Annotated in this window: 20 protein-coding genes; 9 read left to right on the top strand and 11 right to left on the bottom strand. The window is 62.0% G+C overall.

The features are described from left to right. Window positions 1-29: 29 nt before the first annotated feature. From HZ993_RS06645 to HZ993_RS06625, 5 genes are read right to left on the bottom strand one after another with little or no spacing between them, the layout of a single operon-like run. Complete coding sequence (locus tag HZ993_RS06645; protein ID WP_209396461.1) at window positions 30-1,442, bottom strand: SPOR domain-containing protein; 1,413 nt, start codon at window positions 1,440-1,442, stop codon at window positions 30-32. Window positions 1,443-1,445: 3 nt separating this feature from the next. Next, on the bottom strand, window positions 1,446-2,627 hold the full coding sequence (gene mltB / locus HZ993_RS06640) for a lytic murein transglycosylase B (RefSeq protein WP_371816970.1): 1,182 nt from the start codon (window positions 2,625-2,627) through the stop codon (window positions 1,446-1,448). Further along, window positions 2,624-4,657, bottom strand: a complete 2,034-nt coding sequence (locus tag HZ993_RS06635) for a DUF3488 and transglutaminase-like domain-containing protein (protein ID WP_209396460.1) — start codon at window positions 4,655-4,657, stop codon at window positions 2,624-2,626. The genes mltB and HZ993_RS06635 overlap by 4 nt, the downstream gene beginning before the upstream one ends. Next, window positions 4,657-5,679 carry a DUF58 domain-containing protein gene (locus HZ993_RS06630; RefSeq protein ID WP_209396459.1) on the bottom strand — a complete coding sequence of 341 codons (1,023 nt, stop codon included), beginning with the start codon at window positions 5,677-5,679 and terminating at the stop codon, window positions 4,657-4,659. The genes HZ993_RS06635 and HZ993_RS06630 overlap by 1 nt, the downstream gene beginning before the upstream one ends. Next, complete coding sequence (locus HZ993_RS06625; protein ID WP_209396458.1) at window positions 5,679-6,599, bottom strand: MoxR family ATPase; 921 nt, start codon at window positions 6,597-6,599, stop codon at window positions 5,679-5,681. The genes HZ993_RS06630 and HZ993_RS06625 overlap by 1 nt, the downstream gene beginning before the upstream one ends. A 41-nt stretch (window positions 6,600-6,640) precedes the next feature. Here HZ993_RS06625 and HZ993_RS06620 point away from each other — a divergent pair, with 41 nt between their 5' ends. The 7 genes from HZ993_RS06620 to HZ993_RS06590 all read left to right on the top strand — a co-directional run bounded on the left by HZ993_RS06620 (window position 6,641) and on the right by HZ993_RS06590 (window position 14,418). After that, complete coding sequence (locus HZ993_RS06620; protein ID WP_209398310.1) at window positions 6,641-7,594, top strand: histone deacetylase family protein; 954 nt, start codon at window positions 6,641-6,643, stop codon at window positions 7,592-7,594. 8 nt (window positions 7,595-7,602) lie between these two features. Next, window positions 7,603-8,874: a mechanosensitive ion channel family protein gene (locus HZ993_RS06615; RefSeq protein ID WP_209396457.1), complete on the top strand. Its 1,272-nt coding sequence runs from the start codon at window positions 7,603-7,605 to the stop codon at window positions 8,872-8,874. A 199-nt stretch (window positions 8,875-9,073) separates the two neighbouring features. Then, window positions 9,074-9,823 carry an electron transfer flavoprotein subunit beta/FixA family protein gene (locus tag HZ993_RS06610; RefSeq protein ID WP_209396456.1) on the top strand — a complete coding sequence of 250 codons (750 nt, stop codon included), beginning with the start codon at window positions 9,074-9,076 and terminating at the stop codon, window positions 9,821-9,823. An 11-nt stretch (window positions 9,824-9,834) separates the two neighbouring features. After that, a complete protein-coding gene (locus HZ993_RS06605) occupies window positions 9,835-10,767 on the top strand; it encodes an electron transfer flavoprotein subunit alpha/FixB family protein (RefSeq protein ID WP_209396455.1) in 933 nt (310 codons plus the stop codon). 79 nt (window positions 10,768-10,846) lie between these two features. Beyond that, window positions 10,847-12,637, top strand: a complete 1,791-nt coding sequence (locus HZ993_RS06600) for an acyl-CoA dehydrogenase (protein WP_209396454.1) — start codon at window positions 10,847-10,849, stop codon at window positions 12,635-12,637. A gap of 100 nt (window positions 12,638-12,737) precedes the next feature. Further along, a complete protein-coding gene (locus HZ993_RS06595; RefSeq protein WP_209396453.1) occupies window positions 12,738-13,691 on the top strand; it encodes a nitronate monooxygenase family protein in 954 nt (317 codons plus the stop codon). 121 nt (window positions 13,692-13,812) lie between these two features. Next, complete coding sequence (locus HZ993_RS06590; protein WP_209396452.1) at window positions 13,813-14,418, top strand: DedA family protein; 606 nt, start codon at window positions 13,813-13,815, stop codon at window positions 14,416-14,418. An 8-nt stretch (window positions 14,419-14,426) separates the two neighbouring features. Here the strand turns inward: HZ993_RS06590 and HZ993_RS06585 are convergent, their stop codons facing one another. The 3 genes from HZ993_RS06585 to HZ993_RS06575 all read right to left on the bottom strand — a co-directional run bounded on the left by HZ993_RS06585 (window position 14,427) and on the right by HZ993_RS06575 (window position 18,739). Further along, a complete protein-coding gene (locus HZ993_RS06585; protein WP_209396451.1) occupies window positions 14,427-17,198 on the bottom strand; it encodes a zinc-dependent metalloprotease in 2,772 nt (923 codons plus the stop codon). A 61-nt stretch (window positions 17,199-17,259) separates the two neighbouring features. Continuing rightward, window positions 17,260-18,141, bottom strand: coding sequence for a hypothetical protein (locus tag HZ993_RS06580; protein ID WP_209396450.1), 882 nt, complete (start codon window positions 18,139-18,141; stop codon window positions 17,260-17,262). Between the two features lie 7 nt (window positions 18,142-18,148). Then, the gene (locus HZ993_RS06575; protein WP_209396449.1) at window positions 18,149-18,739 is read right to left on the bottom strand and encodes an SIS domain-containing protein; all 591 of its coding nucleotides are present in this window, start codon (window positions 18,737-18,739) and stop codon (window positions 18,149-18,151) included. An 83-nt stretch (window positions 18,740-18,822) separates the two neighbouring features. Between HZ993_RS06575 and HZ993_RS06570 the strand changes: the two genes are divergently transcribed. Together HZ993_RS06570 and HZ993_RS06565 are read left to right on the top strand one after the other, a co-directional pair. Continuing rightward, entirely contained in the window at window positions 18,823-18,963 is a 141-nt protein-coding gene (locus HZ993_RS06570; RefSeq protein ID WP_209396448.1) for a hypothetical protein, read from the top strand. Window positions 18,964-18,966: 3 nt separating this feature from the next. Continuing rightward, window positions 18,967-20,172, top strand: coding sequence for an EAL and HDOD domain-containing protein (locus tag HZ993_RS06565; protein ID WP_209396447.1), 1,206 nt, complete (start codon window positions 18,967-18,969; stop codon window positions 20,170-20,172). Between the two features lie 47 nt (window positions 20,173-20,219). Here the strand turns inward: HZ993_RS06565 and leuA are convergent, their stop codons facing one another. The 3 genes from leuA to HZ993_RS06550 all read right to left on the bottom strand — a co-directional run bounded on the left by leuA (window position 20,220) and on the right by HZ993_RS06550 (window position 23,864). Further along, window positions 20,220-21,911 carry a 2-isopropylmalate synthase gene (gene leuA / locus HZ993_RS06560; protein WP_209396446.1) on the bottom strand — a complete coding sequence of 564 codons (1,692 nt, stop codon included), beginning with the start codon at window positions 21,909-21,911 and terminating at the stop codon, window positions 20,220-20,222. A gap of 307 nt (window positions 21,912-22,218) precedes the next feature. Further along, entirely contained in the window at window positions 22,219-22,893 is a 675-nt protein-coding gene (locus HZ993_RS06555) for a glutathione S-transferase (RefSeq protein ID WP_209396445.1), read from the bottom strand. Then, entirely contained in the window at window positions 22,893-23,864 is a 972-nt protein-coding gene (locus HZ993_RS06550) for a rhodanese-related sulfurtransferase (RefSeq protein WP_209396444.1), read from the bottom strand. Before HZ993_RS06550 ends, HZ993_RS06555 begins: the two co-directional genes overlap by 1 nt. Window positions 23,865-24,041 lie beyond the last annotated feature (177 nt).

Genomic DNA, 24,041 nt, shown 5'->3' with positions numbered 1-24,041 from the left:
CGCAGTACGCGAAGCGACGAGCGTGGGGGCTACAGTTGGACTATGGAGGCGTCCAGTTGTAGCGCCTTGATTTTCTCGGCAGCAGCGTCGGCTTGTGCCTGGGTTCCATAGGGTCCTACTCGCACACGGATCTGGCGGGTCTTGGACTTGAGCTCTTTCATCACCGATGGCAGCCCGGCCTCCAGCAGTTTGGCATGCGCCTTGGCGGCGTTCTCGGGCACGCCAAACAGCCCCACGTTGATGAAGAAAGACTTGGTGGGCGCAGCGGCGATGCTGGACGCTGCACTCGCCGCCTTTTGCGCCGGTTCGCTGGCTACAGCGGCTTTTGATTTCTTGGTCGCCTTGGTTTTCTCGGTCTCTTTGGCGGCGCGCACCTGAACGGCAGGTGCGGGCGCTGGTGTGCTGGTTTTGGCGCTAACAGGCTGCGGTTTTGTCTTGGTCTTGCTGGCGCTTGCGCTCGCGGGTTTTGCAGGGGCGGGGGCGGCGGGCGGGGCTGATGCTTTTGTGCTTGGCGCAGGCGTTGCCGTAGCGGAAGTGACAGAGGCAGCGGCAGAGGCCGCCACGGTAGCGGCCGCCGTTGCCGCACTGGCGGTTGCCGTCGTCGGCAGGGATGCGGCGGCTGTTGCTTGGTTGGCTGCCAGTGCCAAGCCAGGTGCGGCGGCAGATGTTGCAGGCGCCGGCGCGGATGCAGGTTCCAAGGCGGCAGTGGCTGAAGCCGATGCAGCAGACGCGGGCGCAGACGCGGAAGCAGAGACCGCGACTGCAGCCGCCGATGCCGCGGCGCTGGCTACGGGCGCCGGCACCACACGAACAGGGCTTGTCGCGTCCGTGGTTCGCCCGACGGCCACGTTGCCCGCCTCCAGCGCACCGTGTGGCAAAACGGTCACCTGGCTCAGTGCAGAAAACTGCTGGTAGGCCAGTGCCGCCAGCAACATAACGGCAACGTTGGCCGCTGCCAGTGCCAACAGGCGGTTGCGGGTGCTGGCCTGGCGCAGCAGGGCATCCCGCGCGTCGGCCACATTGGCGTGGCCCGTCAGTGCCTTGGCCATGGCCTTGCGGCACTCGGTGTGGAACAGGGCATTGCCAAACAGACCAGGCAGCACAAAGGCCGCCAGGCCAAAGCCGATGCCTAGCGCCATCATCAACGTGTCGGAAAACTGGAACACCAGGCGTGCAATGCCAAACACCAGCAGCGCCACCGCCACCAGGATGCCCACATAGGCCAGCGCGGCCACCCACAGTTTGCGAAACACCAGCCAGTTCAGCGTCAATAGGCTGGCCGCCGAGTTCCAGCTGATGCCAGCATGGTCTGCTGCCTCAAAGCGGGTGAAGATAGGAAGGTAGTAACCGTTGCTGACCGGGCCTATGGCCGCGCGGTAGAGCGTGGTGGTGACGTCTTCTTCCGGTGGCGGTGTGCTGGTGGACAGTGCGGGTTCTATCATGGTTTATTTTGACATGGCGTTGGTCACTTCCTGGCCCAGTTCAATCACGGCCAGCGCGTAGTAGCTGCTCCAGTTGTAGCGGGTAATCGCGTAAAAGTTTTCGGTGCCCGCCAGGTACAGGGGCGGGCGGTCGCCGTCCTGCAGCTCTACCAGGGCCAGCGGGCCGCTGTGCTGCATGGCCGAGATGTCCAGCTCGGCACCCTTGGCTACCATGGTGGCGGGCGTAAAGGTGGGCAGGATGTCGGGCGCCAGCAGGGCCGCCTTGTCTTCGCCCTGTGCGTTCATGCGTACCGCGTAGTGCGTGGGCATGCCGGGGCGCCACTGGAAGGCCTTGAAATAGTTGGCCACCGAGCCAATGACGTCCGCCGCGCTGTGGAACAGATCCACGCGGCCGTCACCATCAAAATCCACCGCGTATTTGGCCCAGCTCGACGGCATGAACTGCGGTAGGCCCATGGCGCCGGCATAGCTGCCGCGTAGGGCCAGCGGGTCGGTGCCGGTGCGGTGGGTGAGGGCCAGAAAGGCTTCCAGCTCGGACAGGAAAAACGCGGTGCGTGCTTCGGCGCGGGGGTGCTGGCTGGGGAAATCAAAGGCCAGTGTGGTCAGTGCATCCATGACGCGGTAGGTGCCGACCTGCTGCCCGTAGATGGTCTCCACGCCAATGATGCCCACGATGATGGCGGCCGGCACCCCGGTCTGCTGCTCGGCACGCTCCAGGGTTTCGCGGTTGTCGCGCCAGAACTTCACACCGGCGTTGATGCGTATGGGGTCTATGAAGCGGCTGCGGTAGACGGTCCAGTTCTTTTGGGTGCCCACGGGTGGGGGCGAAATTGCACGGGCAATGCCGGGCATGTAGTTCGACTGGCCAATGGCCTGACGCACCCACTGTGGTTCCAGGCCCAGGCGCTGGGCAATGCCGTCGGCGGCCAACATGGCGTCGGTGCGGGTGGCGTACAGCGGGCCGGTGGTCTCGGCCTTGCGGGGTGCTGCGGGTTTGCTGCGCTTGGCCCGTTTGCTGGGGCCTGCATGCCCATGGCTGGCTGGTGCCGGTGTTGCCTCGTAACGGGATTTGGCCGGAGGGTTTAAGGGTTTTAGGTCGCTAGCCCCCGCCGATATTGCCTGTATAGCTATAAAAACTGTAGTAAATAGTGAAAGATAACGTATCACGGTGGGGATGGGATTCACGGTATGCGTTGGGGCCAGGGCAGAGAGCGGAACTCGCGTTGCAGTGTAGCCAGTTGTTGCGCGCGCGCAGGGCGGGCATGCGGGCCATAGCGCCAGGCCTCCATGCGCAGCAACCACTGGGCGATGGTGGCCAGGTCGGGGTTGGCGTGCTGGTTGGCCGCTGTGGGCGGGTGCAGCAGGGCGGCGATGTGGCGCGGCGGCGCTGTGTCTGGCACTTGCAGCCCGGCTTTGCGCAGCCGCAGCGCCGCACCGTGCAGCAGGCGCAGCCAGGGGTCCTGGCGGTGGCGCTCCCAAAGCGTCCATGCGGCACCGATGGCGCTGGCTGACACCACCAGGGCGATCAGCACATAGGTCAGGTCTTCCCAGCTGGGGGACTCGAACCCGATGTTGCGCAGCAGCTCCAGCTGCTTGTTTTGTGAGTAGTTCAACACCCACTGGTTCCAGCTGTTGTTGGCAGCCTCCCACATGGCACGCAATTGGGCGGTGAAGGCGGGGTTCACTCGGCTCAGGGCTTGGGACAACACGTTGCTGGGCGCCACCAGCCGGGTCAGGCTGGCAATACGCGAGGGTGCCACGGCCGACGTGGGGTCTACCCGTATCCAACCCTGGCCTGCCACCCACACTTCGGCCCAGGCGTGGGCATCACTTTGGCGCACGGTCCAGAAGCCATCCACGGTATTGAGCGAGCCGCCCTGGTATCCGGTGACGATACGCGCCGGTATGTTCATGGCACGCATCAGCACCACAAAACTCGATGCGATGTGTTCGCAAAACCCCTGCTTGCGGTCAAACCAGAATTCGTCCGCCGTGTGGGTGCCAAACACGCCGGGCTCCAGGGTGTAGGTGTAGCCGCCGGTGCGCAGGCGTTCCATCACTGCCGCCACCATGGCAGGGGTACCTGCACCGGCGTACCGCGGATCACGGCGCATCTCGCCTGCCAACTGCTGGGTGCGGGGATTGGAATTGAGGGGCAGGCCCAGGTAGTCCTGCAGAGCGGGAACCCGTTCCGACGGCCCGTAGCGGAAGGCGGTGTGGCTGCGCACCGAGTACCGCACGAGTTCGGTGATGGGACGGTCGGAAAACCACTGCAGATCGGGCGCCATCGTGACCCGGTAGCCTTTCAGATCGGGCCGGTTCTCCGTGGCATCCAGCACCATGACCCAGGGGCGGTTGTTGGGCTCCAGCGTGACCTCGTAGTCCACGGGGTTGCCCAGCACTTGCAGCTCGGCGCCGGTGGGTGGCGCGGTGCGTGCACCGGGTCGCAAGGTGCGCCACTCGCGGCCGTCAAACGTCGACAACACAGGCCCGCGGAAATACATGCTGCCCTGGCCGGGTGGCGTCCCCCGAAAACGCACCCGCATGGCGATGCTTTCGTCCAGCGCCAGGCTGGCAATGGTGCCCACCTGCATGCTGGCAGACAGCCCGCTGCGGGCACCCGGTGCTTCACCTGGCACCCCCCACAGCGGCGCCAGGCGTGGGAACAACACAAACAGGATGGCCATGATGGGCGCACCCAGCAAGGCCATCCAGCCGGCTGTTTTGGCGGCCTGCAGCAGCGGCGGCCTGCCTACCGGCATATGGCTATTGACCAGGGCCGTGAGCAGGCCCAGCAGCCCCACCAGCATGGCCATGGCGGTCAACAGACTCTGCGAGACAAAGAAGTTGCTCAACAGTGTGAAGAAACCCAGGAAAAAGATCACAAAAGCGTCACGCTGGGTGCGCATCTCCAGCGTCTTCAGGCTCAACAATACGACGATGTAGGTCACGCCGGCCTCGTGCCCGGCCAGCGTGCGGTGGGTGTAGTAAGTTGCTGCGGTAGCGACTACCAGCAGACCGAACAACCACCAGCGCGATGGCAGCGCCAGGCTGCGCGCTGCCAGGTATCCGCGCCACAGCAGCAAGGCCCCCGCCATGGTGCTGCACCACAGCGGCAGGTTGCTGACCTGGGGTGCGATCACCCAGGCGATAACGGCCAGCAGAAACAGCGTGTCGCGTGCTTCACGGGGCAGGTTTTTAAGGGCTTGCAGCATCAGACCTCCGCCGCGCCAGTGTGGGTCAGCGCCAGGGCTTGCAGGCAGTTGCGCCGGTGGGCTTCGCCGCTGCCGGTGGCGATTTCCTGGCCGCCCAGGCGCAGGCCATAGTGCAGGCCTTGTTTGTCCGCCAGCAAGACCCAGGCACACAGGCGCGACAGGGCTTGTTCCATCGCCGCGCCACCCGCAGTAGCACCGGCGATGCCGGTGTGGGCCAGGTCCAGCCACAGCTCGAAACGTTGCACTTGCTGGGCGTCGCGGCTGACCAGTTCGTCCGTCTTGGCGGCTTTTTTCCACACCACGAGTTTGAGGGGGTCGCCACGGCGGTAAGCGCGCACGCCATCAAACTCACCGGTGTTTTGGCGCTGCACTGTGGCCTGGCCACCGGCCCTCGCCTCGCCGGGGGGCAGTGGCGGCGGGTGCAGCTCGGGTGCGGGGTAGACCAGCACCTGGGCGGCCGGGCGCCACACGGTCCAGACGCGAAAAGTGCCCAGTGGGAAACGTGTCTCTGCCGTGAGTGCCGGCACGCGGTGCAAGCCGCGGTGTGGTGCCTGAAATGCCACCTGCACCTTGGCCCGGCCCTGGGCCGGTACATCGGTCCAGCTCCAGTGGTCGGTGCCCAACACTGCCAGACCTATGCCATACCGTACGGAGCGCTTGTCGCTCAGAAGGTTTACGCCAATTGTGACACTAGCCCCCGCGAAATGGTCTTCTGGTGCTATCAAAGTCATAGTTATTCCGCGCAGGGTGCTGTGGCAGACATGCATGCCCACCACGGCGCTACCTGTCAGCAGAAAGGTCAATACATAACCCAGATTCAGCTGGTAGTTGATGGAGGCAATCAGCAGCACCAGCAGCGTGGCCCCTAGCATGAAGCCCGGCCCGGTGGGCAGGATGTAGACGTTGCGCTGGGTCAGCGTGGTGCTGTCGCGCAGCGGCAACCGGGCTTGCCACCAACGCTGGAAGCGCCCCCGCACCAGTGCAACGGGGTTCCACCACCGGGGGGCGTTTGCAGAAGCCATTACGGAAGCGGCACTGCAGCCAGCATGGCGCGCACTTGCTCTACTGCGCCACGCCCCGAGTCACCCACTGGGATCAGCCGGTGCGCAATGGTCTGCGGCAGCATGGCCTGCACGTCATCCGGGGCCACATAGTCCCGTCCGCTCAGCAACGCCTGCGCCTTGGCCGCCCGCACCACGGCAATGCCGGCACGCGGCGAGAGGCCCTGCAGGAACCACTTGCCCGAGCGCGTGGAGGCGATCAGGTCTTGCACATAGTCCAGCAGCGGGCCAGCAGCATGCACGGCCAGCACCTGTTCCTGCAGGTGCTGCAGTTCGGACTGCGAGAGCAGGCTGGGCAGGCGCTCCACAATCTCGCGCCGGTCGTGGCCGGCCAACAGTTCACGTTCGGCCAGGCGGTCTGGGTAACCGATGGAGATGCGCATCAGGAAACGATCCATCTGCGACTCAGGCAGGGCATAGGTGCCCAACTGGTCCAGCGGGTTCTGGGTGGCGATGACAAAGAAGGGCTGGGGCAGGGGACGGGTCTCGCCTTCGATCGTGACCTGTTTTTCTTCCATGGCCTCCAAGAGCGCACTTTGGGTCTTGGGGCTGGCGCGGTTGATTTCGTCGGCCAGCAAGACCTGGGCAAAGATGGGGCCGGGGTGGAACACAAAGGCTTCTTTGCCACGCTCGTAAATCGAGACGCCGGACAGGTCGCTGGGCATCAGGTCCGAGGTGAACTGCACCCGCGAGAACTGCAGGCCAAAGGTGCGGGCCAGGGCATGGGCCAGCGTGGTTTTGCCAACCCCCGGCACGTCGTCGATCAGCAGGTGACCACCGGCCAGCAGGCAAGCCACGCAATCCTGGATCTGTGTGGGTTTGCCCACAATCACCGTGTTAAGCTGGTCGAGCAGGGATTTGAGTTTGTGTTGAGCGTCCATGGCAGGACGTTACCCGAAAATTTTGATTTGTGAGTGCATTGGTGAACAAGACCGGTTACTTTACCCACCCCGATTGCTGGAAACACGAAATGGGCGCGGGGCACCCCGAATGCCCCGAGCGTTTGTCTGCCATTGAAGACCGACTATTGATCAGTGGTGTGGGTGACGCGCTGGACCGGCGCGAGGCGCCTATTGCTGCCATCGCCGACCTGGAGCTGGCCCACGGGCGCATGCATGTGGCGGCGTTGCGGGGTTTGACCGATGGCCTGCGCGAGGAAATTGCCGCCGGTGGCCCACAGCATGCACAGATAGATCCCGACACCTCCCTGAACGTTCACACCTGGGATTCCGCCCTGCGTGCTGCCGGTGCGGCGCTGGCGGCCACGGATGCGGTGATGGCCGGTGAGCTGGAAAACGCCTTTTGCTCCATTCGCCCGCCCGGCCACCATGCCTGCCGCGACCAGGCCATGGGGTTTTGCTTTTTGAACAACGTGGCCATTGCGGCGCGTTACGCGCTGGAGCGCCATGGCCTCAAGCGTGTGGCCATCGTCGACTTTGACGTGCACCACGGCAACGGCACAGAAGACATCGTGAAGGGCGATCAGCGCATCCTGATGGTCAGTTTTTTCCAGCACCCTTTTTACCCCGAGGGTGGCTCCCGCTCCCATGCCAGCAACCTGGTCAATGTGCCGGTGCCGGCCTATACCAAAGGCCCGCAGGTGCGGGAACTGGTCGAGTCGCACTGGTTGCCCCGGCTGGAAGCCTACAAACCCGAGATGATTTTTATCAGCGCCGGTTTTGATGCCCACCGCCTGGACGACATGGGCCAGATGGGCCTGGTGGAGGCGGACTACGCCTGGATCACCCAGCGCGTCAAGGCGGTGGCGCAGCGCCATGCCAAGGGGCGTATCGTGTCCTGCCTGGAAGGTGGCTACAACCTGGACGCATTGGCGCAAAGCGTGGAAGCCCACATTCGCGTATTGGCAGATCTGTAATGGCAAACATGGCAAAAACTTCCGCACCCCAACCCATAGACGACCTGGACGGCTGGCTGGCAGCCTTCACACAAACAACAGTATTGGTTGAGCTGGCGGCGCTGGCACTGTGTGTGGGCATGTCCTGGGGTCTGGTCGCGCTGATGCGCCGCACGCTGGGCACGTACGACGGCAAGTCCATCCTGTTTGGTGAACGGGCGGTGGACGGCGTGTTGTTCCCGCTGGTACTGTTGTGCCTGGGTTCTGTGGCCATGGCGGTGCTGGGCAATTTTGTGCGGATTGCGGTGTTCAAGGTGGCCATACCGGTGCTGGTGTCCCTGGTGGTCATCCGCATGGGGGTCAAGGTCTTGCGCGTAGCGTTTGAAGAGGCGCGCTGGGCCCGTTCGCTGGAGCACACCATCTCCTGGGTGGCCTGGCTGGCCATGGTGCTGTGGGTCAGCGGCCTGTTGCCCGTGGTGCTGAACGAACTGGATTTGATCAAGTGGAAGGTGGGTGGCGCCACGCTGTCCGTGCGCAGCATGATTGAAGGCCTGTTGACGGCCGGCGCTGTGCTGATACTCACGCTGTGGATATCGTCGGCCATAGAGACCCGCCTGCTGCGGTCGGCTACGGGGGGCGAGCTGTCGTTGCGCAAGGCGGTGAGCAACGCGACCCGGGCGTTGTTGATGTTTGTCGGTCTGATGGTGGCGCTGTCGGTGGTGGGCATCGACCTCACAGCGCTGTCGGTGCTGGGCGGTGCGGTCGGTGTGGGTATTGGTTTTGGCCTGCAAAAGCTGGCGGCCAACTACATCAGTGGTTTTGTGATCCTGGCCGAACGCAGCATGCGTATTGGTGACACCGTGCGGGTCGACAACTTTGAAGGCGCTATCACGCAGATCAACGCCCGTTACACCGTGGTGCGCTCCCCGGGTGGGCGTGAGTCCATCGTGCCCAACGAGATGCTGATCACCAGTCGGGTGGAAAACCTGTCGCTGGCCGATCCCCATGTGTACCAGACGACTGTGGTGTCGGTCGCCTACGAAAGTGACGTGAACCAGGTTACTGCACTGCTGCAAGAGGCGGCCCTGGCACAGGTGCGGGTGCTGCGCGACCCCATGCCCGCTATTTACCTGTCGGCTTTTGGTGCGGACGGCTTGGAATTCACCGTCGGTTACTGGGTGCGCGACGTGCAAAACGGCCAGATGAACCTGCGCTCCGACATCAACCGCGCCATCCTGGCGGCGCTGCGGGCCAACAACATCGAGATTCCCTACCCGCAGCGGGTGGTGCACCAAAGGTGACAGCTGGGCCCCCTGCAGCGGGCTGGCGGGGCGAAAATGTCAGGGTATAATTCAAAAAAGCACGATCGTTCTTTTTTTTGGATATATTCATGTCGGCTGGACGACAGGCGTTTCTCCTGAACGCAGTGCGGCATAGAATCGAGTGAGTTGACGTTTACGTAAAGGTAAACCCCTTTTTCTAACTACTGGAGTGAGAGCTATGAAAGCTTTGGTCGCCGTCAAGCGCGTGGTGGACTACAACGTCAAGGTGCGGGTCAAGTCCGATGGCACCGGCGTGGACATCGCCAACGTCAAAATGAGCATGAACCCCTTTGATGAGATCGCCATCGAAGAGGCTGTGCGTCTGAAGGAAAAGGGCATCGTTACCGAGATCATCGCCGTCTCCTGCGGCGTGACCCAGTGCCAGGAAACCCTGCGCACCGCCATGGCCATCGGTGCGGACCGCGGCATCCTGGTCGAAACCGCGGTTGAGTTGCAGCCGCTGGCGGTGGCCAAGCTGCTCAAGGCCCTGGTCGAAAAAGAACAACCCGGTTTGATCATCCTGGGCAAACAAGCCATTGATGACGACTGCAACCAGACCGGCCAGATGCTGGCTGCGCTGGCCGATCTGCCCCAGGGCACCTTCGCCAGCAAGGTCGAAGTGGTCGATGGAAAGGTTAATGTGACGCGCGAAGTGGACGGCGGCTCCGAGACTGTGTCGCTGACCACGCCCGCCGTTGTCACCACCGACCTGCGCCTGAACGAGCCCCGTTATGTGACCTTGCCCAACATCATGAAGGCCAAGAAGAAACAACTGGATGTGCTGACGCCCGAAGCCCTGGGTGTGGACGTGACGCCGCGTATCAAGACCCTGAAAGTGGTCGAGCCACCCAAGCGCAGCGCCGGTATCAAGGTGCCCGACGTGGCCACTTTGATCTCCAAGCTCAAGAACGACGCCAAAGTTATCTAAGGAACACGACCATGACTTCCCTCGTTATCGCTGAACACGACAATAGTTCCATCAAGGGTGCAACCCTGAACACCGTGACCGCTGCACTGAAGTGTGGTGGCGACGTGCACGTGCTGGTGGCTGGCAACAATGCCGGCGCCGCTGCCGCGGCCGCTGCGCAAATCGCCGGCGTATCCAAAGTCTTGCACGCCGAAGGTGATGGTTTCACCCACGGCTTGGCCGAAAACGTAGCAGCCCAGGTGCTGGCCGTGGCTTCCAACTACAGCCACATCCTGTTTGCCGCCACCGCATCGGGCAAGAACATTGCCCCGCGCGTGGCTGCCAAGCTGGACGTGGGCCAGATCTCCGACATCACCAAGGTCGACAGCCCCGACACCTTTGAGCGCCCCATCTACGCGGGCAACGCCATCGCCACCGTGCAAAGCGCGGAAGCCACCAAGGTACTGACCGTGCGCACCACTGGTTTTGACCCCGCTGCTGCCACTGGTGGTAGCGCCGCAGTGGAAGTGCTGACAGCCGTCGGTGCGAGCGCACAAGCCACCTTTGTGGGCTCTGAAATCGCCAAGAACGACCGCCCTGAACTGACAGCCGCCAAGATCATCGTCTCCGGTGGCCGCGCTTTGGGTTCCAGCGAGAAGTTCATGGACGTCATGACCCCGCTGGCCGACAAGCTGGGCGCGGCACTGGGTGCATCCCGCGCAGCGGTGGACGCCGGTTATGCGCCCAACGACTGGCAAGTGGGCCAGACCGGCAAGATCGTTGCGCCCCAGCTGTACATCGCAGCCGGCATCAGCGGCGCCATCCAGCACTTGGCCGGTATGAAGGACAGCAAGGTCATCGTTGCGATCAACAAAGACCCCGAAGCGCCCATCTTCAGTGTGGCCGACTATGGTCTGGAGGCAGACCTCTTTGTCGCCGTGCCAGAGTTAACCGCAGCGCTGTAAAGCGCGACCCGAACAGGGCATCCCACGGGATGCCCTTTTTTTGCTTTCTTCTCTCTATTTGTTATCCCCGGAGTTCCCCATGAGTTACGTTGCGCCCGTCAAAGACATGTTGTTCAACATCCAGCATTTGGCCAAGATCGACCAGATCGCACAAATCCCTGGCTTTGAAGATGCCGGCTTTGACACTGCGCAGGCTGTGCTGGAAGAAGCTGCCAAGTTCACCGAGGGTGTGCTGGCGCCGCTGAACCGCGCCGGTGACCTGAACCCGTCGAGCTGGAAGGACGGTGTTGTCACCGCAACCCCGGGCTTCAAGGAGGCCTTCCAACAGTTCACCGAAGGCGGCTGGCAAGGCCTGCAACACCCCACCGATTTCGGCGGCCAGGGCCTGCCCAAGACCATTGGTTCGGTGTGTGGCGAAATGGTCAACAGCGCCAACATGAGTTTTGCGCTGTGCCCGCTGCTCAGCGACGGTGCGATTGAAGCCCTGCTGACTGCAGGTTCGGACGACCTGAAAGCCACCTACCTGGAAAACCTGGTGAGTGGCAAATGGACCGGCACCATGAACCTGACCGAGCCCCAGGCCGGCAGTGATTTGGCCGCTGTGCGCACCCGTGCCGAGCCCCAGCCCGATGGCAGCTACAAGATTTTTGGCACCAAGATTTTTATCACCTGGGGTGAACACGACATGGCCGAGAACATCGTCCATCTGGTGCTGGCCCGTGTCACCGGCGCGCCCGAAGGTGTCAAGGGCATCAGCCTGTTTGTCGTGCCCAAGTTCATGGTTAACAAAGATGGCTCGCTGGGTGCGCGCAATGACGTGCACTGCGTCAGCATCGAACACAAGCTGGGCATCAAGGCCAGCCCCACGGCCGTGCTGCAATTTGGTGACAACGGTGGTGGTATTGGTTACCTGGTCGGCGAAGAAAACCGTGGCCTGGAATACATGTTCATCATGATGAACGCCGCGCGCTACGGCGTGGGCGTGCAGGGCATTGCGATTGCCGAACTGGCTTACCAGACGGCGGTGCGTTTCTCGCGCGAGCGGGTGCAAAGCCGCCCGGTCGATGGCTCCATCAAGGCCGGTGCGCCCATCATCCACCACCCCGATGTGCGCCGCATGTTGATGACGATGCGTGCCTACGTGGAAGGCTGCCGCGCCATGGCCAGCGTGGCCGCATCCGCCTACGACGCCGCCCACCACCACCCGGACGCCGCAGTGCGCAAGGACAACCAGACGTTCTACGAATTCATGGTGCCCCTGGTCAAGGGTTACAGCACCGAGATGAGCCTGGAAGTGACGTCCCTGGCGGTGCAGGTGCATGGTGGTATGGGTTTTATCGAAGAGACCGGCGTGGCGCAGTTCTACCGCGACGCCAAGATTCTGACCATCTACGAAGGTACCACCGCCATCCAGGCCAATGACCTGGTGGGGCGCAAGACCGCACGTGATGGCGGCCAGACCGGCAAGGCGCTGGCGGCGCAGATTGAAACCACCGAAGCCGAGTTGTTGAAGAGTGGTACAGCGGATGCGCTGGCGGTTGCCAAGCGCCTGAAGTCTGCCCGTGAAGCCTTTGTGGACGTGGTTAACTTTGTCGCAGGCAACACCAAGGCCAGCCCCAATGCCGTGTTTGCGGGCAGCGTGCCCTACCTGATGCTGGCCGGCAATGTGATGGCCGGTTGGCAGCTGGCGCGTTCGCTGTTGGTTGCTCAAGAGCAGATCGCAGCAGGCAGCGACGTGGCCTTTATGCAGGCCAAGATCACCACGGCGCGTTTTTATGCCGACCACCTGCTGGTCAAGGCCGGTGGCCTGCGCGACAGCATTGTGGAAGGCGCGGATTGTGTCACGGCCCTGCCACTGGATGCATTCTGAGATCCATTGGTTGCTATTAAATCAATAGCTACCTGTCGAGTATTGACGGGGGCTAGAGGTGTTTTTTCCATAAAACTATTGGTTCACAACAGGAATTGCCATGTCCAAGCTCCCTGCGCCCCTTGACCGCCTGCCGTTTCCCGTCATCGGGTCGCCGCTGTTCATCATCAGCAACCCCAAGCTGGTGATTGCCCAATGTATTGCCGGCGTAGTGGGTTCCATGCCCGCGCTCAATGCGCGCCCGGCCGAGCAGTTGGAAGAGTGGTTGATAGAAATCACCGAGGCGCTGGCCGCCCACAATGCCGCCCATCCCGACAAACCTGCCGCACCTTTTGCGATCAACCAGATCGTGCACAAGAGCAACGAGCGGCTGGAGCATGACATGGCGCTGTGCGTCAAGTACAAGGTGCCCATCATCATCACCTCGCTGGGTGCGCGCGAAGACATCAATGCCGCGGCCCATAGCTATGGCGGTGTGGTGCTGCACGACGTCATCAACAACAAACATGCACGCAAGGCGATTGAAAAGGGCGCCGATGGCCTGATCGCCGTTGCCGCAGGTGCAGGCGGCCACGCGGGGGTGAAGAGCCCGTTTGCGCTGATCCAGGAAATACGCCAGTGGTTTGATGGGCCGGTGGCCTTGTCGGGTTCCATCTCCACCGGTGATGCGGTGCTGGCGGCGCAGGCCATGGGCGCGGACTTTGCCTACATCGGCTCGGCTTTTATTGCCACCGAAGAGGCGCGTGCTACCGAAGCCTACAAACAGGCCATTGTGGATGGGGGCTCCGACGACATCGTCTACAGCAACCTGTTCACCGGTGTGCACGGCAACTATCTGGCGCCCAGCATCCGCGCCGCAGGGCTGGACCCCGAGAACCTGCCGGTCAGCGACCCCAGCAAGATGAATTTTGGCGGCAACTCCGCCAAGGCCTGGAAAGAAATCTGGGGCTGTGGCCAGGGCATCAGTGTGATCAACAAGGTGCAGGGTGCGGCGGAGTTCGTGGCCCAGCTGAAGCGGGAATACGCGCAGGCCAGGGCACGTCTGGCGCTGTAAATCCGCGCGGCCCTGCGGCCGCATCTCATACGGTGCAGACCACTGGCGTTACACTGGGCCGCGCTGGGTCCTGCGGGGATGCTATTGGATGCGTCTACAGGCCCTGCCGGTATTGCGATCCATGGACGTTTTTCAAACTTTGATGCCGATTTTTACGGAGTATGGCTACATCGCCGTCTTCGTGATGCTTCTGATCTGCGGATTTGGAGTCCCGATTCCCGAAGACGTAACGCTGGTGGCCGGTGGTGTCATCGCCGGCCTGGGCCACGCCGATGTACACACCATGTTTGCCGTAGGCATGGCCGGGGTGCTGGTTGGCGATGGCATCATGTTCGGACTGGGCCGCCTGTATGGGCCACGCATCGTCAAGCTGCCGGGGTTTCGGCGGGTACTTACTCCGGAACGGTTTGCCAAGGCGCAGGACGCTTTTCACAAATATGGCAAATGGGTCATGTTTGTTGCCCGCTTTTTGCCGGGCCTGCGAACACCCGTCTTTTTTACGGCAGGCATGAGCCACCGGGTGAGCTTTGCGACCTGGTTGCTGATGGACGGTTGTGCCGCCCTCATCAGCGTGCCGATCTGGGTGTACCTGGGCTACTTTGGTGCCCAGAACTGGGACTGGATGTTCGGCATCCTGCGCCAGTTCCAGCATGGCATCTTCGGGCTGCTACTGATAGGCGGCGCCTGGTTGGGCTGGCGCTATTGGAAAAGCCGCCAGTCCGCTTAGGACAACACTTACACCGCGCGTTGCAGCGGTGCTTTCAGGGCTTCGGTTAACAGGTCCAGGCTCTCCAACAAATGTGCACGGGTCACCTTGGTCGCGGGTTTGCCCAGTGCAGCTCGGATGTGCTGCTGCAACTGCTGCGCATTGGCACGCATGAGGCTCTTGGCGTCCGCCGGTGTGGTGGCCGCGGGGCGTATCAGGGCATTGACCACTCGGCGCAGGTGCTCGCGCTGCAGATTGCGGCGCATGGCGTCTATGTCAGAGCCGCTTTGCAATTCGCTCCAGATGGCGTTTTGCAAGGTGTCATACAACTCGGACAACTGCAGTGCCTTTTGGGGCTGGGCCATTTTGCTGGGTGCATCCAGAATACGCGCCGCCACGCTGTCGGCCAACAGGCGGTCCAGTGAGGCACGCTGCAAGGCCAACACCGCGCCGCTGATACTGGCGTCGGGGTTTACCGTAGCGGCCAGGCTGCTTCCACCCAAGCCGGCAAACCAACGGTCAAACTGGTTGGGGACCAGGCGGGCCACAAACTCGGGCTTGAAGGCAAAACTATTGGAGCGGAACAGACCATCGGTGATCAGCCCCAGGGCCTTGCGCTGTGTGGCTGCTGGCACGGGGTTCAGCGGCACGCGTCCGGTATCCGCATGGTCGCGCAAATGCACAACACCACCCACATATTTGGAGGCCACGGTGGCGGCCAGGTCCAGCTGCGCGTTGGCGCTGACAAAGTTGCGCAGCAGCACATCGTATTGTTCGCCGGGCTTGAGCCTGCGGGTCTGCAGTCGTGTCCACAGTTCTTGCGACAGCTGCATGCGGCGCTGTGCAAAGGCCAGCGGGTCAGCACCCAGGTCGCGGCGGGTGACCTCGGGGTCCATGCCTTCGACATTGCCCAAGCCGGCATCCAGGTCGTTGGCAAAAGCCAGCAAGGGTTCATTGGAGCGGCCCGCAATGGCCTGCAGTACCTTGGACTCGGTGGCGGCATCCAGGGGTTTGTAGGCGTATTCAATTGCCCAATAGTCATAGGGGCCCAAGGTGCTCTGGGCGTATTGGCCCTGCTTTTTGCCTTGGGGCGCAATGTTCAGGGCGTTGTACTCCATCACGGAGCCCGAGAGGCCATTCACCGCTGTGAAAGACTTGTTTTCCAACTGCTCCAGCGTGTAGATGGTGGAGGCGCGGAAATTGTGTGTCAGGCCCAGCGTGTGGCCTACCTCGTGTGTCACTACGTCCTTGAGCTGCTCCAGAACAATGGCTTCTGCCTCCGGGCTGTCGGGGTCTATGTCTCCACGCGCGGCCAACAGGTCCAGTGCAAAACCGGCTTCCTGCATGGCGTTGTGTTCATACTCGCACAGCTGGGGCAACTCACCGCGCGACAGGCCACGCAGAATCTCGTCAGCCGAGTGCTGTCCCGCATGGCTGTGGCTGTGGTTGTTGCCTTGCGCCACGCTTTGCAGCTGCTCCACCGCGCGGCGGCGTGGCAGGCGGGTCCAGCCATCGGAGAAGGAGATGTCGGCGTCCAGAATTTCGCCGGTGCGCGGATCGGTTCGGCTGGGGCCGCTGGCCAGTGCGCCGTCGCTGGTGTCCACATACCAGCGCACAGAGGCGTGGCGTGTATCGTTGTTGTCAAACGTGGCGTCATCGGCCTGCTGCCGGACCTGGATGGCATGGGTAAAACCAATTTTCTCGAAGGCCTTGTTCCATTCCAGCACACCCTCGGCCACCTTGGCGCGGTACTTCAGCGGGATGTTTTTGTCCAGCCAGTAGACGATGGGTTGTACCGGTTCGGACAGGGGCGCGGCCGGGTCCTTTTTCTCCATGCGCCAGCGGTTCACCAGGTACTTGCGCGGGAAGGCCCTCATGTCGTCGGTGAAATCCCATTGGCGGGTCACAAAGTGGCCTACGCGGCTGTCTGCGGCGCGGCTGGCCATGGGTGTGTCTGGCAGCTTGGACAGGGAGTAATAGAACCCCAATAGCATGCTGCGGTTGTCCGGCAAGTTGGACGGGGGCGGTGGTGTAGGGGCAGGAGAAGGCACCAGCGGTGGCACCGGCAGCTTGGGCACTGCATAGTGGGCCGTCACGTTGAAGGTGCTCATGTCTTCGGTGGACTGCACTGTGACAAAGCCCGAGTTGCGGGCGTCGTAAGCGTAGGGTATGCGAAAGGTCGCTTCCAGTTGGGTGGACATACCCGGCAGGTCTGCCAGCAGCAGTGCATTGGCGTCGATCAGTATGGACTTGCGCTCCGGGTGCGGGGCGCTGGCTGCGGTGGTGACGGCCAGGATGCTGTCGGTAAAACTCTCCCGCACGGCGGTGGCAATCGGGGTGCCGGCCTTGGCGGTAAAGCTGTGGTTTTTGGCGATCAGCTGCACGGTATTGCCCAGCTTGTGGAACTCCACCAGGTGGCCACGCAGCATCGAATTGGAATGAATCCTGCTTTGGCCCAGGCCCCGGGTGGAGTTGATCTGGAAGTACATCGCGCTGCCAAATTGCTCGGGCTTGACTTCGATCCACACCTTTTCATCCTTCTGGTACAGCGTGAAGTAGCCGGGTGTGATCTTGGCGCCTTTGATGACCTCTGCAAACGGTTTGGGCGCTGCGGCGTCGGGGCGTGGTGCACTCGCCGCCGCCGATGGTGGAGTGGCCGCGAAGCGGCCAGAAGCGGCAGAAGCCGGTGGGGCGGGTACCGCAGGGGGCGACTGCGCCCACGTGGCGGCTGCGCTGGCGGCCAATACAGTGGCGATAACGCGGGGAATAACCCCGTGCGGGAACTTGGCGCTGTGCGGCATGGACTGTCTTTCCAAAGGGTAAAAAAAATAAAGTTCTGAAGCGTGCTTGTGGGTGGTAGGCCTAGATGGCCGTGGGGCTGCCGAGTGCGGCCAGGTCGTCCTGACACCAGGCACGGTCTTCCTCGGGTACCTGTTGCCATTGCGCCAGTGCCGCCGCATGGCTGCGGTGAAAGGCGTCCGTCTGGCCCGCGGCGCGCTGTGCCATGCCCAACACGGCATACGCAAAAAACAGCTCGAATGCCGGTGCACCATTGCGCATACACACGTCCACACAACGCTGTGCAGGGTCCATTGCGGCATCGGCCTGCCCGGCCTGCAGCAGGCTGCGCGCCAGCCGGTACTCGGCGCGTTCTTCTTCCAGCCACGTGCCGGCCAGCTTCCAGTATTTCAATGCGGCATGGGCCGCCAGCAGCATGGCGGTGGTTTCGTTGGGCTGGCGGTGGGGTTTTTCCCCCCATGTCGCCGCCAGGTTGTTGCTGGTCACTGCCAGATCGCGCAGGGTGGGGGAACCCGCTGGCAAACCCCGTTCTGCAATCCGCAGTGCCTCGGTAAACGCAACAATGGCAAGGGTCGACGCTTGGCGGCCCAACAAGGCCGATGCCGCGGTGGCCAGTGCCGACACACGTTGCGGTCCGTCAAGGCCATCCAGGGCCGCCGCGTCACCACCGGCATAACGCAGGGTTGCAACCGCTTTTTGCAGCGCGGCAGTGGCGGTCTCATCGGGTGCAAACGCCAGTTGCTGGCGCAGCGTGTTGATGGCATCTGCACCCCGTTGCCATTGCCCCAGGTGTTCGCCATACACATGGACCAAGAGACGCACAAAGGGTGCGACCTGTGCGGACGTTGCAACCTGGTGGCCGTTGGCGACCAGCCGATCGGCCACCGCTTGCGGGTCGTCGGCGTGGTCGTTCCAGGCGGCTTTCAGAAGTGTCTCAAGGTCCATCACAGGCTTACTCCTGGTAGTTCTCGGGGTAAAAGTGGCGCTCTACCAACTCGATCAGAATGTGCAAGACCTTGATGTGCAGCTCTTGCACGCGGTCGGCAAAACTGCCACCGGGTGTACACACATAGACCGTGCTCAAGGCCTCCAGCGCTGCACTGGCGCGGCCACTGAGCACAATGACCTGCATGCCTTGTGCTTGCGCCGCCTGCGCAGCCCGCACAATGTTTTTGCTGGTGCCGCTGGTGCTCAGGGCCACCAGGCAATCGCCGGGTCGGCCATGGGCTTCGATGTAGCGCGAGAAAACCTGGTCGTAACCCAGGTCGTTGCCCACACAGGTCAGGTGCCCGGCGTCGCTGATGGCGGTGGCGGGCAGCGCTGCGCGGTCCTTGCGGTAACGGCCAGTCAGCTCTTCGGCAAAGTGCATGGCGTCACACATGGAGCCGCCGTTGCCACAGGCGTAGACGCGGCCCTTGGCGGTGAAGACTGCAATCAAGGTGGCCGCGGCCTGTTCGATGGTGGCCAGGGCGTTGGGGTTGGCCAGAAGGGCGTCCAGTGATGTCTGGGCTTCGCGCAGGCTGGTTTCGATGTGGTGCTTCAAGGGGGTGTCCGGTCGGTAATGGTTGCCTATTTTCAACCATTCCGGGCCGCGGGTCCGGTGCAGGCTTGCTTTACCATCGGGGTATGAAAACTAGCTACATCCTGGGCGCCATCCTCGCCAGCAATCTCATCGGCCTTTTGGTGGGGGGCCGCACGGCTAAAAACGGATGTATGGTGGTATCGGGAGCGCTGGCCATCTATGGGTTGGTGCGCATCCTGGGTTGATCCATGGACCAGTTGTCCATTGCCCGCCAACCCATAGTCGATGCGCATCGCACGGTGGTGGCGTATGAGTTGTTCAACCGATCCCAGTCAACCACGTCGCACTCCTTGTCCAGCGATGTGTCCTTTGCCCTGCATGCCCTGGTAGAGAGTGGGGCGCCTTTTTCCATCTCCCACTGCGATCTGTTCATCAACACGGTGCACCAGGCGTTGGGTGGCTCTCACTGGGATTTCATAGACCCTGCCAAAACGGTCATCGAAGTGCCCATGATTCCAGGGCATGTGCCGGAGCAGATTGCAGAGTCGGCCATTGTGCTGGAGGGCTTGCGGGCACGGGGTTTCCGTTTGTCGTTTCGCCACAGTGTGGTGGCGCCCGTCTACAAGCCCTGGCAGGAACTGGCTGATTTTGTGAAGATCGAGTTGTCTCCGGCAACTGAGCCCAATTTGCCGGCACTGATTGCTGCTATCAGGGCTCGCACCGGTGCCATTGTGGTGGCAGAAAAGATCGAAACTGCCGCGCAATTTGAAGCCTTCAAAGCCCAAGGGGTGGACCGTTTCCAGGGCTTCTGGTTTTCGGTGCCCGAGGTGCTGCAACCCCGGGTGTTGACCCCAGGTGAACTGACGGCGCTGGAGCTTTTTAACCTGGTACGCAAGGAAGCGCCGCTCGATGCGGTTGAGCTGGTCCTGAAGAAGGATGCGGCTTTGGGCCTGAGCCTGCTGCGCATCATCAATTCGGCGGCCATGGGGCTCAAACAAACGGTGACGTCATTGCGCCAGGTGGTGCAGCTGATGGGTTACCAAAAACTGGCGCGCTGGTCTGCCATGTTGATGACATCGGCAAGCCAGAGCACCACCAGCCTGCTGGGCGCGTCTGCCGTGGTGCGCGGGCGCATGATGGAGTTGTTGGCCCAACACAATATGACGGCAGACGAGGCCGGCTCGGCATTTCTGGTGGGCCTGTTGTCTCAATTGGACCGCATGCTGGGCACACCCATGGCCACCGTGCTGGAACGACTGGCGCTAGACCCCGCGGTGAGCGATGCGCTGCTGCACCGCAGCGGCAAGTTTGGCGACATGTTGAATCTGGTGGTGGCCTGCGAGTCCGACGACGAACAGGCTTTTGCCCAGGCCTTTGCGCACCTGGGCTACTCCGTTCACCAGGTCAACATGGCCCACCTGGAAGCACTGGCCTGGGCCGATAGTGTGAACTGAGCCGACCGGTTTTCTCTTTCAGTGCAGGTGCAGCACGCGCAGAAGCGTCAACTGGCTGCAGCCAGATCCGCCTGCGCAGCACCGGCCATTCCACGCGTTTGACCCCGCTGCAGGCCACTCACAATCGCTTTCAGCGACGCGGACACGATATTGGCGTCCATACCCACGCCAAACACGGTGTGTTGTTCATTGATGCGCAGCTCCAGGTAGGCAACAGCCCGTGCGTTGGCGCCGGCCCCCAGAGCGTGTTCGTGGTAGTCCAGCACGCGGACCTTGGTGCCGGAGTCCGCATTGACCGCGTTGACAAAAGCCTCGATAGGTCCCGCACCCATTCCGTGTATCGGCTGTCCACCCAACAGCGCCGTCAGCGCCACGCCATCGCCGGACGCGGTTTGTTCGACCACCGGATTGGTGATATGTGTCGTGCCGTATTCGCGCTGGAACAGCTCCCACAAATCCTGCGCGCTCAATTCCTTGCCCTCGGTATCCATGACGGCTTGCACCACCTGGCTGAATTCGATCTGCAGGCGGCGTGGCAATTCCAGTCCGTATTCGGTTTCCAACAAGTACGAAATGCCGCCCTTGCCCGACTGGCTGTTCACACGGATCACGGCCTCGTAGCTGCGTCCCAAGTCCATCGGGTCCACCGGCAGGTAGGGAATGGCCCAGGCATCGTCCGGCGCCGCACCGGCGCGCAAGGCAAACGCCTTTTTGATCGCGTCCTGGTGGGTGCCCGAGAACGAGGTGTAGACCAGCTCGCCCACATAGGGGTGGCGTGGGTGCACCGGCAACTGGTTGCAGTGCTCCACCATGCGGCGAACTTCGTCGATCTGCGAGAAGTCCAGTTGGGGGGACACGCCCTGGGTGTAGAGGTTGAGTGCGATGGTCACGATGTCCACATTGCCTGTGCGTTCACCATTGCCAAACAAACAGCCTTCCACACGTTGGGCGCCGGCCATCATCGCCAGTTCGGCCGCAGCCACACCGGTGCCGCGGTCGTTGTGCGGGTGCACCGACAGCACCACGCTGTCGCGTCGTGCGAGATTGCGGTGCATCCACTCGATCATGTCGGCAAACACATTGGGCGAAGAATGCTCGACTGTGGTTGGCAGGTTGATGATGCAGGGGTGGTCGGGCGTAGGCTGCCAGATGGCGGTGACGGCGTCGATGACACGTTTGGAGAATGCCAGTTCGGTGCCCGAGAAATGCTCGGGCGAATACTGGAACGTCCAGTGGGTGCCGGGTTGCTCGCGTGCCAGGTCCTGGATCAGTTTGGCATGGCTGGTCGCCAGCTCCACAATCTGGTCCTCGTCCATGCCCAGCACAACCTTGCGCATCACGGGTGATGTGGCGTTGTACACGTGGACGATGGCGCGCCGGGCGCCCACCACGGCTTCCATGGTGCGGCGGATCAAAGCGTCCTTGGCGGGGGTCATGACCTGGATGGTCACGTCGTCAGGAATCAGGTTGTGTGTGATCAGGTGGCGCACAAAATCGAATTCGATTTGTGAGGCGGCAGGGAAGCCGACCTCAATTTCCTTGAACCCAATCTCCAGCAAGTGGGCAAACATGCGCAGCTTGCGCGACATGTCCATGGGCTCGATCAGTGCCTGGTTGCCATCGCGCAGGTCGGTGCTGAGCCAGATGGGGGCTTGCGCCAGCACGGCGTTGGGCCAGGTGCGGTCGGTCAAGCCAATAGGCTGGAAGGCGGGGTACTTGCGGCTGGGATCTTGCAACATGCTGGGGTCTCCTGAGTAAAAACAAGAACCAGCAACCCAATGAAAAACGGCCCGTTGCTGGTAGCTACGGGCCGTGTGACTTGCGCTATACGCGTGCGCTACCGTCTCCGCCCGGAGGGGATTAGTAGTAGCACTAGTGCAAATGTGTTCATGGCTGAATAGTAACCGATCCAACGCAGGGCCTTGGCGAAGGGGGGCTGGGTTGGTTGTGGGGTGCTAAAAAAACACCGTTTCACCACATGGATCAAAGCAAAATGTGCCTCTAGCCCCCGTAAAATATGACTGTATAGCTATCAAAACTATAGTATCAAAGAGGTGGAAACAGCACCACGGCCTGGTCTTCGGTCCACGCGGTGTACTTTTCCATCACTGTGGCAAAGTGGGGGGACGCTTCAAAGTTCTGCAGCCATTGCTGCAGGGCTTGCCAGGGCTGGTTGGCAAACCATGCCGGATCGGTATGGGCAAACTGGCGTACAAAGGGGGCAATCGCGGCATCGGCCAACCCAAAGTGTTCGCCCATCAGGTGGCGTTGGATGCTTAGTCGTCCGTTGAGCATCAGCAGAAACTGCGCCCCCACATCACGGTGACCCGCACCATCGGGCAGGGCATACCGGTTGGGGTACTTGTAGCGGTCCAGGTTGTGTTTGAAATCACCGTCGCATGCGGCGATGAGCTGGAGCACAGCGTCCATTTCCTGCGGATGGGTGGGCAGCCAATGTTGCACGTCCTTGCGGCGCAGGGCCCACAGCATGATGCCTAGGCTTTGCTCCAGCACCGTGCCATCCGGCAGCACCAACACGGGTACCGTCCCCTTGGGCGAGGCTTGCAACAAGGCGGCCGGTTTGGCGGCCAGGACCACTTCGCGCAATACACAGACCGTGCCGCTGGCAACCAGCGCCAGCCGCGCACGCATGGCGTAGGGGCAGCGCCTGAACGAATACAGAACAGGATAGGGCGCGTTGGCTGGTGCGGACTGGGCCATTACGGCTCGGCGTGCGACTCGGTACCCGTCTTGACCGGCATGGTGTTACCAATATGGACTTGGCCCCTGGCCTTGGACAACTCCCACTGGCGTTGCCGTTCACGGGCGCGGTTTCTTTGTACCTCGCTGGTGCTGGCATGGCAGCGGGGGCAGCTGACCCCCAGTTCAAACAGGGGCGACTCCATCGCACCGTCTTCCAGCGGCATGCGGCAGCCTCGGCACAGCTTGTGGGTGCCCGGCGTCAGGCCGTGGTCCACCGACACCCGTTCGTCAAACACAAAGCAGGTGCCATCCCACATGCTTTCTTCGGGGGGGACGGTCTCCAGGTATTTGAGGATGCCGCCCTCTAGGTGGTAAACCTCGTCATAACCCTGGGCCTTCATGTACGCGGTGGACTTTTCGCAGCGTATGCCGCCGGTGCAGAACATCGCCACCTTGGGCTTCTTGCCATCGGCGTTGGGACGCAATGCCTCGGCGTTCTCAGCCCAGGCCGGTAGCTCGGAGAAGGTGCGGATGTTTGGGTCAATCGCGCCCTTGAAGGTGCCGATGGCCACCTCGTAGTCGTTGCGCGTGTCCACCACCACCACATCGGGGTCGGCAATCAGTGCGTTCCAGTCTTCGGGTTTGACATAGGTGCCCACGATGTGCCGGGGGTCCGTGCCGGGCACGCCCATGGTGACGATCTCGCGTTTCAGGCGCACCTTCATGCGGTAGAAGGGTGCTGTCTCGGCATACGACTCCTTGTGTTGCAGGTCGGCCAGCAGCGGATCACTGCGCAGATACGCCAGAACGGCACGCACATCGTCCGGTGCGCCGGCTATGGTACTGTTGATGCCTTCGCGGGCCAGGAGAATGGTGCCTTTGACATGGTGCTGTTCGCAAAATGCCAGCAGAGGCTCTTTGCGGTCTTCAAAATCGGCCAATTCAACAAATTTGTAGAAGGCGGCGGTGAGAAATCTTGGGTTCTGCATGGGTGTATTGTAAAAGCTGGCGTCTTTTTTGCTTTGCACTGTTGGAAGCAGTTATCGTTAGGGGGTTACATTCTTGTTTTGTATGTATTTCCATGTGCTAGCCTATAAGGCGCACTAATACCTCTGCAATCTTGCGCTGACCAAGGTAAAACCCTCGCGTCATTTGATGCGTAGCTG

It is taken from the genome of Rhodoferax sp. AJA081-3 (assembly GCF_017798165.1).
Lineage (GTDB): Bacteria > Pseudomonadota > Gammaproteobacteria > Burkholderiales > Burkholderiaceae_C > Allorhodoferax.
The sequence above is the reverse complement of the archived record's forward strand: the minus strand, read 5'-3'. Positions and strand labels throughout refer to the sequence as shown.

Bases quoted from the DNA above. Each gene is read 5' to 3' on its own strand.
- HZ993_RS06645 (WP_209396461.1), bottom strand. From the start codon at position 1,442: ATGATAGAACCCGCACTGTCCACCAGCACACCGCCACCGGAAGAAGAC.
- HZ993_RS06585 (WP_209396451.1), bottom strand. From the start codon at position 17,198: ATGCCGCACAGCGCCAAGTTCCCGCACGGGGTTATTCCCCGCGTTATC.
- leuA (WP_209396446.1), bottom strand. From the start codon at position 21,911: ATGTTGCAAGATCCCAGCCGCAAGTACCCCGCCTTCCAGCCTATTGGC.
- HZ993_RS06580 (WP_209396450.1), bottom strand. From the start codon at position 18,141: ATGGACCTTGAGACACTTCTGAAAGCCGCCTGGAACGACCACGCCGAC.
- HZ993_RS06605 (WP_209396455.1), top strand. From the start codon at position 9,835: ATGACTTCCCTCGTTATCGCTGAACACGACAATAGTTCCATCAAGGGT.
- HZ993_RS06565 (WP_209396447.1), top strand. From the start codon at position 18,967: ATGGACCAGTTGTCCATTGCCCGCCAACCCATAGTCGATGCGCATCGC.
- HZ993_RS06625 (WP_209396458.1), bottom strand. From the start codon at position 6,599: ATGGACGCTCAACACAAACTCAAATCCCTGCTCGACCAGCTTAACACG.
- HZ993_RS06595 (WP_209396453.1), top strand. From the start codon at position 12,738: ATGTCCAAGCTCCCTGCGCCCCTTGACCGCCTGCCGTTTCCCGTCATC.
- HZ993_RS06600 (WP_209396454.1), top strand. From the start codon at position 10,847: ATGAGTTACGTTGCGCCCGTCAAAGACATGTTGTTCAACATCCAGCAT.
- HZ993_RS06635 (WP_209396460.1), bottom strand. From the start codon at position 4,657: ATGCTGCAAGCCCTTAAAAACCTGCCCCGTGAAGCACGCGACACGCTG.
- HZ993_RS06555 (WP_209396445.1), bottom strand. From the start codon at position 22,893: ATGGCCCAGTCCGCACCAGCCAACGCGCCCTATCCTGTTCTGTATTCG.
- HZ993_RS06570 (WP_209396448.1), top strand. From the start codon at position 18,823: ATGAAAACTAGCTACATCCTGGGCGCCATCCTCGCCAGCAATCTCATC.
- HZ993_RS06615 (WP_209396457.1), top strand. From the start codon at position 7,603: ATGGCAAAAACTTCCGCACCCCAACCCATAGACGACCTGGACGGCTGG.
- HZ993_RS06630 (WP_209396459.1), bottom strand. From the start codon at position 5,679: ATGGCTTCTGCAAACGCCCCCCGGTGGTGGAACCCCGTTGCACTGGTG.
- HZ993_RS06590 (WP_209396452.1), top strand. From the start codon at position 13,813: ATGGACGTTTTTCAAACTTTGATGCCGATTTTTACGGAGTATGGCTAC.
- HZ993_RS06610 (WP_209396456.1), top strand. From the start codon at position 9,074: ATGAAAGCTTTGGTCGCCGTCAAGCGCGTGGTGGACTACAACGTCAAG.
- HZ993_RS06550 (WP_209396444.1), bottom strand. From the start codon at position 23,864: ATGCAGAACCCAAGATTTCTCACCGCCGCCTTCTACAAATTTGTTGAA.